This is a genomic window from Klebsiella sp. GB_Kp056 (assembly GCF_040064755.1).
GTDB classification, from domain to species: domain Bacteria; phylum Pseudomonadota; class Gammaproteobacteria; order Enterobacterales; family Enterobacteriaceae; genus Klebsiella; species Klebsiella quasipneumoniae.
Map to the genome: position 1 here is coordinate 67,848 of NZ_JBEAJA010000054.1, position 13,776 is coordinate 81,623.

15 protein-coding genes are annotated in these 13,776 nt (G+C 58.6%); 8 read left to right on the top strand and 7 right to left on the bottom strand.

Features of this window, described 5'->3' with window-relative positions; all coding sequences use genetic code 11:
- Nucleotides 1-170 precede the first annotated feature (170 nt).
- Entirely contained in the window at nucleotides 171-962 is a 792-nt protein-coding gene (ygiD, locus tag ABLV52_RS15670) for a 4,5-DOPA dioxygenase extradiol (protein WP_004205244.1), read from the top strand.
- 42 nt (nucleotides 963-1,004) lie between these two features.
- On the opposite strand, the gene ABLV52_RS15675 is transcribed toward ygiD, so the two are convergent.
- The 3 genes from ABLV52_RS15675 to tolC form a co-directional block, all read right to left on the bottom strand.
- A complete protein-coding gene (locus ABLV52_RS15675; RefSeq protein WP_023291031.1) occupies nucleotides 1,005-2,165 on the bottom strand; it encodes a glutathionylspermidine synthase family protein in 1,161 nt (386 codons plus the stop codon).
- A 5-nt stretch (nucleotides 2,166-2,170) separates the two neighbouring features.
- On the bottom strand, nucleotides 2,171-2,842 hold the full coding sequence (locus ABLV52_RS15680) for a DUF1190 family protein (protein WP_002916849.1): 672 nt from the start codon (nucleotides 2,840-2,842) through the stop codon (nucleotides 2,171-2,173).
- A gap of 167 nt (nucleotides 2,843-3,009) precedes the next feature.
- Nucleotides 3,010-4,470 carry an outer membrane channel protein TolC gene (tolC, locus tag ABLV52_RS15685; RefSeq protein WP_032454074.1) on the bottom strand — a complete coding sequence of 487 codons (1,461 nt, stop codon included), beginning with the start codon at nucleotides 4,468-4,470 and terminating at the stop codon, nucleotides 3,010-3,012.
- A gap of 196 nt (nucleotides 4,471-4,666) precedes the next feature.
- On the opposite strand from tolC, the gene nudF reads away from it, so the two are divergent.
- The 5 genes from nudF to parE are packed head-to-tail and all read left to right on the top strand — an operon-like array spanning nucleotide 4,667 to nucleotide 9,071.
- Nucleotides 4,667-5,299, top strand: coding sequence for an ADP-ribose diphosphatase (gene nudF / locus ABLV52_RS15690; RefSeq protein WP_004205241.1), 633 nt, complete (start codon nucleotides 4,667-4,669; stop codon nucleotides 5,297-5,299).
- On the top strand, nucleotides 5,296-5,718 hold the full coding sequence (locus tag ABLV52_RS15695) for a DUF1249 family protein (protein ID WP_004205239.1): 423 nt from the start codon (nucleotides 5,296-5,298) through the stop codon (nucleotides 5,716-5,718). The genes nudF and ABLV52_RS15695 overlap by 4 nt, the downstream gene beginning before the upstream one ends.
- A 24-nt stretch (nucleotides 5,719-5,742) precedes the next feature.
- Complete coding sequence (gene cpdA, locus ABLV52_RS15700; protein WP_004205237.1) at nucleotides 5,743-6,570, top strand: 3',5'-cyclic-AMP phosphodiesterase; 828 nt, start codon at nucleotides 5,743-5,745, stop codon at nucleotides 6,568-6,570.
- Nucleotides 6,570-7,145, top strand: a complete 576-nt coding sequence (gene yqiA / locus ABLV52_RS15705) for an esterase YqiA (protein ID WP_004205236.1) — start codon at nucleotides 6,570-6,572, stop codon at nucleotides 7,143-7,145. The genes cpdA and yqiA overlap by 1 nt, the downstream gene beginning before the upstream one ends.
- 30 nt (nucleotides 7,146-7,175) lie before the next feature.
- Entirely contained in the window at nucleotides 7,176-9,071 is a 1,896-nt protein-coding gene (gene parE / locus ABLV52_RS15710) for a DNA topoisomerase IV subunit B (protein ID WP_004205235.1), read from the top strand.
- 73 nt (nucleotides 9,072-9,144) lie between these two features.
- Here parE and ABLV52_RS15715 read toward each other — a convergent pair whose 3' ends face one another.
- The 4 genes from ABLV52_RS15715 to qseB form a co-directional block, all read right to left on the bottom strand.
- Nucleotides 9,145-9,459 (bottom strand): putative quinol monooxygenase, encoded by a 315-nt coding sequence (locus tag ABLV52_RS15715; protein ID WP_023291029.1) that lies wholly within the window; start codon nucleotides 9,457-9,459, stop codon nucleotides 9,145-9,147.
- An 81-nt stretch (nucleotides 9,460-9,540) separates the two neighbouring features.
- Nucleotides 9,541-10,122 carry an NAD(P)H-dependent oxidoreductase gene (locus ABLV52_RS15720; RefSeq protein WP_023291028.1) on the bottom strand — a complete coding sequence of 194 codons (582 nt, stop codon included), beginning with the start codon at nucleotides 10,120-10,122 and terminating at the stop codon, nucleotides 9,541-9,543.
- A 106-nt stretch (nucleotides 10,123-10,228) separates the two neighbouring features.
- Complete coding sequence (gene qseC / locus ABLV52_RS15725) at nucleotides 10,229-11,578, bottom strand: quorum sensing histidine kinase QseC (protein WP_023291027.1); 1,350 nt, start codon at nucleotides 11,576-11,578, stop codon at nucleotides 10,229-10,231.
- Nucleotides 11,575-12,234, bottom strand: coding sequence for a quorum sensing response regulator transcription factor QseB (gene qseB / locus ABLV52_RS15730; RefSeq protein ID WP_032454072.1), 660 nt, complete (start codon nucleotides 12,232-12,234; stop codon nucleotides 11,575-11,577). The genes qseC and qseB overlap by 4 nt, the downstream gene beginning before the upstream one ends.
- A gap of 149 nt (nucleotides 12,235-12,383) precedes the next feature.
- Here qseB and ABLV52_RS15735 point away from each other — a divergent pair, with 149 nt between their 5' ends.
- Together ABLV52_RS15735 and ABLV52_RS15740 are read left to right on the top strand one after the other, a co-directional pair.
- Nucleotides 12,384-12,791, top strand: coding sequence for a YgiW/YdeI family stress tolerance OB fold protein (locus ABLV52_RS15735; protein WP_023291025.1), 408 nt, complete (start codon nucleotides 12,384-12,386; stop codon nucleotides 12,789-12,791).
- Between the two features lie 77 nt (nucleotides 12,792-12,868).
- Nucleotides 12,869-13,738, top strand: coding sequence for an AraC family transcriptional regulator (locus tag ABLV52_RS15740; protein ID WP_348890587.1), 870 nt, complete (start codon nucleotides 12,869-12,871; stop codon nucleotides 13,736-13,738).
- Nucleotides 13,739-13,776 lie beyond the last annotated feature (38 nt).

A 13,776-nucleotide genomic window follows, 5' to 3' on the forward strand; every position in this document is an offset into this window, starting at 1 on the left:
AAAATAAGTGCATACGAGTATATTGCCTGAGGATGCGCGTACGGGACAGCTCCCTTTACCGCGAATTACATTCAAATTTTCTGACGATCATCATCATGGTTATCTGAGTTTATCCTGGCGCAAAAGCGCGTAATGTGAGCACATCACATTGACACCCTAAGGATATCATCATGTCCCGTACCCGAATGCCCGCGTTGTTCCTCGGCCATGGCAGCCCAATGAACGTGCTGGAAGACAATCGCTATACCCGCGCCTGGGCTCACCTGGGCGAAACCCTGCCGCGTCCGAAAGCGATCGTGGTGGTCTCTGCGCACTGGTTCACGCGCGGTACGGGCGTGACGGCGATGGAGGCCCCGAAGACCATTCACGACTTCGGCGGCTTCCCGCAGGCGCTGTATGACACCCATTACCCGGCTCCGGGTTCCCCGGCGCTGGCGCAACGACTGGTGGAGTTGCTCTCGCCGGTGCCGGTCACCCTCGATAAAGAAGCCTGGGGATTTGACCATGGTTCATGGGGCGTGCTGATTAAGATGTATCCGCAGGCGGATATCCCGATGGTTCAGCTGAGCATCGACAGCACCAAACCGCCGGCCTGGCATCTTGAAATGGGGCGGAAGCTGGCCTCGCTGCGTGATGAAGGCATTATGCTGGTGGCCAGCGGCAACGTGGTGCATAACCTGCGTACCGCCCGCTGGCATGGCGAGAACACGCCGTATCCGTGGGCGGAGTCCTTCAACAACTACGTGAAGGCGAATTTGCAGTGGCAGGGCCCGGACGATCAGCACCCGCTGGTTAACTACCTGGCACATGAAGGGGGCTCGCTCTCCAACCCAACGGCGGAGCATTTCCTGCCGCTGTTATATGTCCTGGGGGCGTGGGACGGCGTTGAGGCGATTTCGACCCCGGTCGATGGCATCGAGATGGGCTCGTTGAGTATGCTGTCGGTGGTGGTTGGCGCCTGATAGATTGTGCTCCGGCGGCGGTATCGTCGCCGGAGCGCGACATTATTCGACGAAAATGTGCGGATAGAAGCGCGACAGATCCTGGGTAATCAGCGCCCGGTCTTCACGAATGCCGATTCCGGCGGGCTGATCGTTGATGAGCCAGCTGCCAATCAGCGTGTAGCTGTCACCAAACTTCGGCAGCGGGTAAAATTCCTGCACGATTGTGCCTTCTTCTCCGTACGGGCCTTCCACGGCTTCCAAAACTTTGCCATTCTCAACGATCGACACGTTGGCGCCTTCGCGGGAGAAGATTGGCTTAATGACGTACTTCTCCATCTCCGGATGGGCATCTTCGCTGAAGTAAGCCGCCAGCAGATTCGGATGATTAGGGAACATTTCCCACAGCATCGGCAGCAGCGCTTTGTTGGAGATGATGCTCTTCCACGCCGGCTCCAGCCAGCGGACGCCGGCGTCTTCCAGCTTGGTGGAAAACATCTCCCGCAGCATAAACTCCCACGGATAGAGCTTGAACAGGTTGCCAATCACCTGATCCTGGAGATCGGTAAACTGGCCTTTTTCACCCAGACCAATATCTTCGATGTAGAGGAATTCCGTCGCCAGCCCCGCCTCGGCGGCGCAGTCCTGCAGATATTGCACGGTGCCGCGATCTTCAACGGTATCGCGGCAGCAGGCCATATGCAGCAGCTGGAAGCCAAACTGCTCGCGCAGCTCACCGAAGCGATCGATTAGCTTTTCCTGCAGGCTGTTGAACTGATCGCTGCCCGCCGGCAGCTTGCCGGCGTTGAGCTGGTCTTCCAGCCAGATCCACTGGAAGAAGGCCGCTTCATACAGCGAGGTCGGCGTGTCGGCATTGTTCTCCAGCAGCTTCGGCTCGCCGACGCCATCCCAGGCCAGGTCGAGACGTGAGTAGAGTGACGGCTGGTTGGTTTTCCACGACTGGCGCACAAAGCCCCAGGTGTGTTTAGGGATGCGGAATTTGGCCATCAGCTCATCGCTGGCGATCACTTTTTCCACCACCTGAAGACACATCTGATGCAGCTCGGCGGTGACCTCCTCCAGCTTTTCCACCTGGGCGAGGGTCAGCTTGTAATAAGCCTCTTCGCTCCAGTAGGGCTCGCCGTACATGGTGTGGAAGTTGAAGCCGTATTCGGTCGCTTTCTCGCGCCAGTCCGGGCGCTCGGTAATGCTGACTCTTTCCATGTTGCTTAGCCGCCCATTGAGCGAGAAGAGGAGGTGGAGCCTGCGGCGCTACGCTGCATGGTCGACTGCTTCGCCACCGACTCGCCGAAGCCCCCGCGGGTGACGGTGGTGGTGGTCGCTGGCTTCGGCGCCATCGCGGTTTTCGGCACGTTCATGGTGCGGCCCGGCTGGGCGGCGCCATAGCTCTTGCCGCTAGCGTCAGTGTACTGACCGTAGGCCGGGCTGGCCGGGTTTTTGGAGCTGAACAGCGGCTGCTGTTGCGCCATGCCGCCGCCCATCAGGCGGCCCATCATGTAGCCGGCCATCAGCGGCATCCAGAAGCTGCCGCTGCTTTGCGCCTGCGCCTGGTTTTCCGGGGCGACGCCCGCCTGGGCAGGCGTTTGCTGGCACTGGCCTTCGCCAAACTCGGCGACGCAGTCTTCGCGGGTGGCATATTTCGGCGCGGTGCGCTCTGCCTCTTTCACCGCGTTGGTGTAGGCCGTGGTGCATTCGGCTGCTTTGCCCGGGTTGGCGGCGGAGCAGTCATCGGCGTTCTGGTACAGCGAGACCGTTTCGTCGCTTTTTTCACAACCGGCAAGCATAAAGACCGCGGTGACGGCCAGGGCGACCGGCGTCAGGTGGCGTGCGCTCCAGCTTTTGCGGAACGACGAATGATTAATATTTTTTGTCCGTTTCATATTTGTCTTCCAGGACCCAGTGGTATGGCGTGTGTTAACGCTCAGGATAGAGGATGAGTGGTGGAAAATGAAGCGAAGAGGGGCGCTAAGCGGGGGATCTTTACGTTGCCTTACGTTTAACGCATCGCCTGTCCGATGGACAGGCGATGCGCGTCACAGTATGAGAATTACTGACGGAACGGATTGCTGCCGCTGCTTTGGGTCGTCGTCCGTGCAGACGCCGGCTTCACGGCCGCGGTCGTGTTACCGTAACCGTCGGCAGTGGCATCCTGCTGCGGATTTTCCGGCGCGACGCTGTCCGCGGAGGTGGAGATCGGTTTGCCCAGGGTGTTGTTCAGGGCGACCAGATCCTGCTCGTTCAGCGTACCTAACGCCGACTTGATGTTCAGCTCGTTGATCAGGTAGTTGTAGCGCGCATTCGAGAGCTGCTGTTTGGCGTTGTACAGCGTGGTGGTGGCGTCGAGGACGTCAACGATAGTACGGGTACCCACCGAGTAGCCTGCTTCCATCGCATCCAGGGAGCTTTGCGCAGAGACCACCGCCTGTTTGTAGGCGTTAATGCTGCTGATAGAGGCATTCACGTTGTTAAACGAAGAACGCACGGTCTGGACCACGCTGCGGTGAGCGCTTTCCAGCTGCTCGCTGGCGCCGACGAAGTTGTACTGCGCCTGTTTAACCTGCGAGTTAACCATCCCGCCCTGATACAGCGGCATGGAGAAGCTCAGGCCGATTTTGTTCTGACCGATATCAGCATCTTGCGCGATGCTGTTTGAGCCGCTGTAGCGGTTGTTGGAAACGCCCGACGAGGCGTTCAAATCCAGGGTCGGCAAATGGCCGTCCTGCGCCTGGCGAATCTGCTCGCGGGCCAGATCCTGGCTCAGACGCGCCTGCAGCAGCGACAGGTTGCGGTTCTCCGCTTCCTTCAGCAGGGCGTTCACCGCCTGCGGTTTGCTGGTTTTGAAGCCGTCTACGTTCAGGGAGGCCAGCTCCGGGTAGTAGTTGCCGGTAACCTGGCGCAGCTCTTCCACGGCGTTGTCGAGATCGTTACGCGCGGTCACTTCGTTCGCCAGCACGGCGTCGTATTGTGAACGGGCGTTCTGCACGTCGGTGATCGCCACCAGACCGACGTTAAAGCGCTGGGTGGTTTGATCCAACTGGCGGTAAATTGCCTGTTTCTGCGCTTCGGTATAAGAGAGCGTGTCGATGGCGGCCAGCACTTTGAAGTAGGCCGTCGCGGTATTCAGAATCAGCGTTTGCTGATCGGTCTGATACGTGACATCCTGAATGCCTGCCGTTTTTTCCTGCAGCGTCAGGGCGCGCCATTTCGACATATCAAACAGAACCTGCGTTAACTGCAGCGAGCCGCTGGTGACGTTAGAATTCTGGTCTTTATAATCACGGAAGCCGCTGGTATAGGTATAATCCGCTCCCAGCCCGAGCTGAGGCAGTAATGGACTGCGCGCTTCGTTGATCTTTTCGAACGCGGCGTCACGATCGGCTGCCGATTTACGCAGATCGGGGTTGCTGATGCGCGCCTGCTGGTAAACCTGAAGCAGGTTTTCCGCCTGGCTCATGGCGCTGAACCCGGTCAGGCTCAGGCCGATAAGAATGGGGAGCAATTTCTTCATTTGCATTCCTTGTTGTGAAGCATTTAGCGCTGGTCTAATTCTAAGAAAAATTCCGCTGATTGTATCGATTCTGCCGCCGTAAAAAGTTGGCGTTACGTGCCATCCGGCGGTAATTTGCACCAATCTAACATACGGACCGTAAAACGGTAGCCAAACGGTCTGGAAATCCCTCATTTCGGATTAGCAGGACATGACAATGAGCAAACCCATTCACCAGGGAATTACCTTCTCCAAAAATGATGTAGAAATTATTGCACGCGAAACGCTGTATCGTGGTTTTTTTTCGCTCGATTTATACCGTTTTCGCCACCGTCTGTTTAACGGCGGCATGAGCGGCGAAGTCACCCGTGAAATTTTTGAGCGCGGGCATGCCGCCGTCTTGCTACCCTTTGACCCGGTGCGGGACGAAGTGGTGCTGGTCGAACAAATCCGTATCGCCGCCTATGATACCAGCGAGAGCCCTTGGCTGCTGGAAATGGTCGCCGGCATGATCGAGGCGGGTGAGACGGTAGAAGATGTCGCCCGTCGGGAAGCGCTGGAGGAGGCCGGCCTTGAAGTTGGGCGGACGAAACCAATATTAAGCTATCTGGCCAGTCCTGGCGGCACCAGCGAACGGTTATCGATCCTGGTGGGCGAAGTTGATGCATCGACGGCAAAAGGCATTCACGGCCTGGCCGAGGAAAATGAGGATATTCGGGTGCATGTGGTGAGCCGGGAGCAGGCTTACCAGTGGGTAGAAGAGGGGAAAATCGACAACGCAGCCTCTGTCATCGCCTTGCAATGGCTGCAATTGCATTATCACAATTTACGAAACGAGTGGACAAAATGAAGCGTTATACACCTGACTTCCCTGAGATGATGCGCCTGTGCGAGACCAATTTCGCCCAGTTGCGCCGCCTGTTGCCGCGAACGGATGCAGCGGGTGAGAAGGTGAGCTATCAGGTGGGAAGCGCGCAATATCGGTTAACGATAACGGAATCAACCCGCTACACTACTCTGGTGGCGATAGAGCAGACTCTGCCAGCGGTGAGCTACTGGAGTCTGCCGTCGATGACCGTTCGCCTCTACCATGACGCCATGGTGGCCGAAGTGTGTTCGAGTCAGCAGATCTTTCGCTTCAAAGCGCGATATGATTATCCTAATAAAAAGTTGCATCAACGCGACGAAAAGCATCAAATTAACCAGTTTCTGGCCGACTGGCTGCGTTACTGTTTAGCACATGGAGCGATGGCGATTCCGGTTTGTTAGCGTCGTTAAACCTAAGGACACCATTTGGAAAGCCTGTTAAACCTACCTCTGGCTGGTGAGGCCAGAGTCAGGATCTTACAAATTACTGATACTCACCTGTTTGCTGAAAAACATGAAACGTTGTTAGGCATCAATACCTGGGAAAGCTATCAGGCCGTACTGTCGGCCATTCATGCCTCACAGCGTCCATGCGATTTGATTGTCGCAACAGGCGATTTGGCGCAGGATCACTCCTCCGCGGCCTACCAGCATTTTGCTGAGGGCATCGCGAGTTTCGCTGCACCCTGCGTCTGGCTACCGGGCAACCATGATTTCCAGCCGGCGATGTACAGCACCCTGCAGGAGTCGGGCATTTCCCCCGCCAAGCGCGTGTTTCTCGGCGACCACTGGCAGATCCTGCTGCTGGACAGCCAGGTGTTTGGCGTTCCCCATGGCGAGCTGAGCGACTTCCAGCTGGAATGGCTCGAACATAAGCTGGCGGAGGCGCCGGAGCGTTATACCTTACTCCTGCTGCATCATCATCCGCTGCCGGCCGGCTGCAGCTGGCTGGATCAACACAGTCTGCGCAACGCCGGCGCGCTGGACAGCGCGCTGAGCGCCTGGCCGCGGGTGAAGCATCTGCTGTGCGGCCATATTCATCAGGAGCTGGATCTCGACTGGAATGGCCGACGTATGATGGCGACGCCGTCGACCTGCGTTCAGTTCAAACCGCACTGCGCCAATTTCACCCTCGATACGGTGTCGCCGGGCTGGCGCTGGCTGGAGCTTCACCCTGACGGAACGCTGACCACCGAAGTGTGCCGCCTGGAAGGCGCGGCGTTTCATCCGGATATTGCTTCAGAAGGCTACTGATGGCGACGCTCCTTTATCTGCACGGCTTTAACAGTTCTCCACGCTCGGCGAAGGCGACGGCGTTAAAGACCTGGCTGGCGCAGCACTATCCTGAGATCGCCATGGTGGTGCCGGAGCTGCCGCCTTACCCGGCGGAAACGGCGGAGCTGCTGGAGTCCATCGTGCTGGAGCACGGCGGCGAGCCGCTGGGGGTCGTAGGGTCGTCGCTGGGCGGCTACTACGCCACCTGGCTGTCGCAGTGCTTTATGCTGCCAGCGGTAGTGGTTAACCCGGCGGTGCGGCCGTTTGAGCTGCTGAACAATTTTCTCGGCCACAATGAGAATCCATACACCGGGCAGCAATATGTGCTAGAGTCTCGCCATATTTACGATCTCAAAGTCATGCAAATCGACCCGCTCGAAGCGCCGGATTTACTCTGGCTGCTGCAGCAGACCGGGGATGAAGTGCTTGATTACCGCCAGGCCGTTCATTACTACGCCTCCTGCCGGCAGACGGTGGAGGAGGGCGGTAATCACGCATTTGTCGGCTTTGACGATCATTTCACTCAGATTATCGAATTTCTCGGCCTGCGCTAAACGGCCCTGAACGACCTACGAATACACACCATGACGCAATCTTCATATAACGCTGATGCCATTGAGGTACTCACCGGGCTAGAGCCGGTGCGCCGCCGTCCGGGCATGTATACCGACACCACCCGTCCTAACCATCTTGGTCAGGAAGTGATTGATAACAGTGTGGACGAAGCGCTGGCAGGCCATGCCAAACGCGTGGAAGTGATCCTGCACGCCGACCAGTCCCTCGAGGTGATTGACGACGGGCGCGGGATGCCGGTCGACATTCACCCGGAAGAGGGGGTGCCGGCGGTTGAACTGATCCTCTGCCGGCTGCACGCGGGCGGTAAGTTTTCCAACAAAAATTACCAGTTTTCCGGCGGTCTGCACGGGGTGGGGATTTCGGTGGTCAACGCCCTGTCAAAACGCGTGGAGGTCAACGTGCGTCGCGACGGTCAGGTCTACAGCATCGCCTTTGAGAATGGTGAGAAAGTAGAGGACCTGCACGTCACCGGCACCTGCGGTAAACGCAACACCGGGACCAGCGTCCATTTCTGGCCGGACGAAAGCTTCTTCGATAGCCCGCGCTTCTCCGTTTCGCGTTTGACCCACTTGTTAAAAGCGAAAGCGGTGCTGTGCCCGGGCGTGGAAATTGTTTTCCGCGACCAGGTCAACAACAGCGAGCAGAGCTGGTGCTATGCCGATGGCCTTAACGACTACCTGAGCGAAGCGGTGAACGGCCTGCCGCTGCTGCCGGAGAAACCCTTCGTCGGCACCTTCTCCGGCGAGACGGAAGCGGTGGACTGGGCGCTGCTGTGGCTGCCGGAAGGCGGCGAGCTGCTGACCGAGAGCTACGTCAACCTGATCCCGACCATGCAGGGCGGGACGCACGTCAACGGCCTGCGTCAGGGGCTGCTGGACGCGATGCGTGAGTTCTGCGAGTACCGTAATATCCTGCCGCGCGGGGTGAAACTGTCGGCGGAAGATATCTGGGATCGCTGCGCCTACGTGCTGTCGGTGAAGATGCAGGATCCGCAGTTCGCCGGGCAAACTAAAGAGCGCCTGTCGTCGCGCCAGTGCGCGGCGTTCGTCTCCGGCGTGGTGAAAGACGCCTTCAGCCTGTGGCTGAACCAGAACGTGCAGGCCGCGGAGCTGCTGGCGGAGATGGCTATTTCCAGCGCCCAGCGCCGTCTGCGCGCCGCCAAGAAAGTGGTGCGCAAAAAGCTGACCAGCGGTCCGGCGCTGCCGGGTAAGCTGGCCGACTGCACCGCCCAGGATCTGAACCGTACCGAGCTGTTCCTCGTCGAAGGGGATTCGGCGGGCGGTTCAGCCAAGCAGGCGCGCGATCGTGAATATCAGGCGATCATGCCGCTGAAAGGCAAGATCCTGAATACCTGGGAAGTCTCTTCCGATGAAGTGTTAGCTTCGCAAGAAGTACACGACATTTCGGTGGCGATTGGGATTGACCCGGATAGCGATGATTTAAGCCAGCTGCGCTACGGCAAAATTTGTATTCTGGCGGATGCGGACTCCGATGGCCTGCACATCGCCACGCTGCTGTGCGCGCTGTTTGTGAGACATTTCCGTACCCTGGTGAAAGAGGGGCACGTCTACGTGGCGCTGCCGCCGCTGTACCGTATCGACCTCGGCAAAGAGGTCTACTACGCGCTGACGGAAGAAGAAAAAACCGGTGTGCTGGAGCAGCTGAAGCGTAAGAAGGGCAAGCCAAACGTCCAGCGCTTTAAAGGTCTCGGCGAGATGAACCCGATGCAGCTGCGGGAAACCACCCTCGACCCGAATACCCGCCGCCTGGTGCAGCTGGTGATCAGCGATGAGGATGAGCAGCAGACCACGGCGATGATGGATATGCTGCTGGCCAAGAAGCGTTCCGAAGATCGTCGTAACTGGCTGCAGGAGAAGGGCGATATGGCGGACCTGGAAGTGTAAGACCGCGCGCTGCGCCAGACGTAAAAGGGAGCCTCAGGCTCCCTTTTCTTATTTCGTTTCTGCGTCAGCGGGCTTAGACGCCGGCCTGCAGGATACGGATGTTGGTCTCCAGCACATCGCCTTTGACCGCTTCCGACCAGGCTTTCATGTGCGGGGTCTGCAGGTGCGCTTCAAGATGCGCGACGCTTTCCCACTGTTCCACCATGACGATAGAGTCAGGAGCGGTGGTCTGGAAGCTGACGCCAGCGGCATGATCCACCATGGGCGCATAGCCGTGGCAGCCGGCTTCCTGCAAAACGGTTGGAATAATTTTCGCGAACTGATCGAGAACCGCCTGGCGGTGGTGCTGGCCCGGGCGGGTACGGATTTCTGCAATCACTGTTAACATGGTTAACTCAACTCCTTCTGTGTGGATCTTGTCATACTCCAGGTTCGAATAACTCGAAATATGTAGAGCATAGACCCCTAGTTAACCAAAAATTTCCGCCAGATGCTTGCGATATTCTGCGATATACCGTGGGACATCAGGCATTTTAATCACGTCGTTGGCGATAAAGGTTGGCAGCGCCTCCATACCCAGGAACTGGTTGGCTTTATGGAACGGCAGGTAAACGCCGTCAACGCCGACGCCGTGGAAGAACTGTTCTTCGTCGGTGAAGGCTTCCATCGGCGCGTTCCAGGTCAGGGAGAGCATATATTTTTTCCCTTGCACCAGGCCGCCGGAGCCATATTTTTTGCTGGCGTCGGAGCGGGTACGGCCGTCGCTGGCGTACAGTGAGCCGTGGCCTTCGGTAAAGACGTCATCCATATATTTTTTCACCGTCCACGGGGCGCCCATCCACCAGCCCGGCATCTGCCAGATCACCACATCGGCCCAGAGGAAATTCTGCACTTCTGCTTTTACGTCGTACTCGCTGTCGGCGCGAACGCTTTTAACATCGTGCCCGGCGTCGCGCAGATAACTCTCCGCGACCTCGGTCAGGGTGTCGTTCAGCTGGCCATTCGAGTGCGCGAATTTTTTTGCGCCATTGATAATCAGGATGTTGCTCATCATTTGTCCTCAATCTTGAAAATTTGCCGACGATCTTACCCCGCGAAGCGGGGCAGTAAAATGAGCAAAATGTGCAAAGTCTTTTGCTAAATGAGCAATAATATCGCTACCAGTCAACGCGGGCTTCGAAGCCGCCGTCGCGGGCATTGGCAAACTCGACGCGCATGCCGTGCAGCGAGGCGATGCGCCGGACGATCGACAAGCCCAGGCCGCTGCCCGTAGCATCCTGACCCGGCGGGCGGTAGAAACGCTCGCCGATGCGCGCCAGCGCCTGCGGGCTGATGCCGGGGCCGTTATCGCGTACCCGAAACTCGCGGGCGTTGAGGGTGATATCGACCTGGCTGCCGCGCGGGCTGTAGCGCACCGCGTTATCCAGCAGATTGCGCACCAGCAGGCTAAGGAGCAGCGGCTGGCCGGTGCGGGAGATGCCAGAGACATTAAGATGCAGGCGCAGCTCAATCCCGGCCTGCTGCGCCGGGTGGTACATCTCCATTACCGCCGACTGCAGCAGATCGTCGATGGCGACCGGCTGCACGTCGTCCAGCTGGGCGAGCGAGTCCAGCCGCGACAGCGTCAGCAGCTGATCCACCAGACGGGTGGCGCGATCGATCCCCTGATGGAGCTGAGCCAGGGCTTTCTCACGCCCTTGTGGATCGTCCAGAGAGAGCTGGGCGACTTCAGTCTGCACCTTCAGCGCCGCCAGCGGGCTGCGCAGCTCGTGGGCGGCATCAGAGGTAAACCGACGCTCGCGCAGCATGACGTCGTGGGTGCGCTGGAACAGCTGATTCAGCGCCTCGACCAGCGGGCGGACTTCAGTGGGGATCTTCTCCACGCTGAGCGATTCCGCCGAGTCCGGCGCGCGCAGGCGCAGCGTGCGCGCCAGATGTTTCAACGGCGCCAGTTCGCGGCTTAACAGCACGATGAGCAGCACGAACATCAGCGGCAGGGCGATCATCCACGGCGTTAGCTGCGAGGTAACAATGTCCATCGCCATTTCGCGGCGATAATCCCACTCCTGGCCGACGGCGATACGGTGGCGGCCATCGGCGGTGGTTAACCACAGGAAGCGCCACTCGTCATCATCGCCGCGCAGGTAGCCATCGCTGAAGCCCTCGCGCTGCGAGTGCCATTGAATATCCTCCCCGTTTTCGCCGTCGTTAAGCACCATTTTGCCGTCGCGGGTGAAGATGGCGAACGCCAGCGCATCGTCGTCGATATGCCCGTGGCGCACCTTTTTCTTTTCCCCGAGCGATGTCGGCGGGGCGCGGAGCTCTTCGAAATTCATGACGCTCAGGCGGCGGGCGAACAGCAGCTGCTGGGTATCAAACAGCTTATCCAGCTTTTTACTGGTCTGCTGCCAGGCGATCACGCTGGCCACCCCCCAGGCGGCGGCGGTCAGCACGGCAAACAGCAGCGTCAGACGCAGGCGCAGGCTCAGGCGGGCAAGTCGTTTCATGCGTCACCCAGGGTATAGCCGATGCCGTGGACGGTGCGGATAAATTCACTGCCGAGTTTGCGGCGCAGATGATGGACGTGAACTTCCACGGCGTTGCTGGAGACCTCGTCGTCCCAGGTGTAGAGCTTTTCTTCAATAAGCTTACGCGGCAGTACGCGCCCGGCGTTACGCAGCAGCAGTTCCAGCAGGGCGAACTCCTTCGGCTTCAGCGTCAGGCTTTCGCCGTCGAGGCTGGCGGTTAAGCGGTTCGGGTCAAGGCTCACCTTGCCGTGGCGCAGCTCGCTGCTGCTCTGGCCGTGGGCGCGGCGGATCAATGCTTCGAGGCGGGCCGCTACCTCAATCAGGGCGAAAGGTTTGCACAGATAATCATCGGCGCCCAGGCGCAGCCCCTCCACCCGCTGGCTGAGCGCATCGCGGGCGGTGAGGATCAGCACCGGCTCATGGCGGCCTTTGTCGCGCCACTCGCGCAGAATATCGAGGCCATCGATGCCGGGAAGGGTGAGATCAAGAATTGCCGCGTCGTAGGGGGCGCTGTATAAGGCGTTTTTGCCCTCCAGCCCGGCGGTAAACCAGTCGATGCTGAAGCCCATTTTGCTCAGCCCGGCCTTGACGCCATCGCCGATTAACTTGTCATCTTCCACCAATAATATGCGCATTTTCCCTCCTGCCAACCCGGCTGCTCTGCGCAGTAAACCGCGTTGCGACCGGGGTTGTACAGCATTAAAATTTCTTTTTTCCCCTTAAGAAGTCGTTAAGTTTTGTCGGGCGTAATAGGAGCCATATCAACACGAAGGGAGAACACATCATGAAGAAAATTGCTGCGATGACCGCGATCGTTGCCCTGGTTTCCATGCCGGTGCTGGCCGCCGGACAGGGCGGGTATACCGGTCCTTCTGCGACCACGCCGGCAAGTTCGACCACCCAGGGCGGCGGATTTACCGGCCCGAGCGGCGCGGTCACCACCGTCACCAATGTCAAATCGCTGCGGGACGATACCTGGGTGACCCTGCGGGGCAAAATTACCGAGCGCGTGTCCGACGATCTGTATAAGTTCCAGGATGCTACCGGGGTGATAAATGTCGATATCGACCACAAACGCTGGAACGGCGTCACCGTCGGCCCGCAGGACACGGTAGAAATTCAGGGGGAAGTCGATAAGGACTGGAACTCGGTGGAGATCGACGTTAAACAGATCCGTAAAATCACGCCATAAGTCTCCGGCGGATAAGCGCAAGATCGGTCAGGAATCGCTATCCTCGCTCTGTCAGAGTATGTCGCGAGGAGGAGACGATGAACGATATTAAGGCCAGCCCGGCGTATGCCGGGCGCTTCCAGCGCGTCTGTAGATACATTGCGCGTCATCTTGATGAGCCGCTGTCGCTGGAGGCGCTGAGCGCGATAGCGCACAGTTCGCCTTACCATTTTCACCGGCAATTTAGCGCGTATACCGGCATTCCCTTGTACCGGTATATTCAGTGGTTGCGTCTGCGACGCGCCTGTTGGCGCCTGGCGTTCAACCCCCGCGATAAAATCATCGACATTGCCCTTGATGCCGGATTTCGGAATGCGGAGTCGTTCAGTCGTGCCTTCCGTACCGCGTTTGACCAAAGCCCGACCCAGTTCCGTCAGCAACCGGACTGGGCCGAGTGGCATCGACGCGTACCGAAACATACGCTACAGGAGCAAACGTCGATGGACGTCAATATCATTTCGTTCCCCACCACCCGGGTAGCCGTCCTGCAACATCGTGGCAGCCCGGACCTTGTCAACGCCACCGCCGCGCGTTTTATCACCTGGCGTAAGACGAGCGGATTATCGCCCGTTGCCACCAGTGAAACCTGGGGGATCGCCTGGGACGATCCGCAGACTACCCCGCAGGAGGCATTTCGTTTTGATCTCTGCGGTACGGTCGAACGGCCGGTTGGTGAAAACGCCTTTGGCGTGATTAACGGCGAAATCCCCGGCGGACGCTGCGCCGTCGTGCGCCATCACGGTTCGCTGGATACCCTGGCGCAGAGCGTTTGGTATCTCTATCGCGACTGGTTACCCGCTTCAGGCGAGACGTTACGGGATTTTCCGGTCTACTTCCGTTACCACAATTTTGTCCACCAGGTGGCTGAGCATGAGCTGCAAACCGATATTTATCTGCCGCTGGCCTGATTAAGGTGACGGAATCCTCAACCGATCTCACGGCCTGT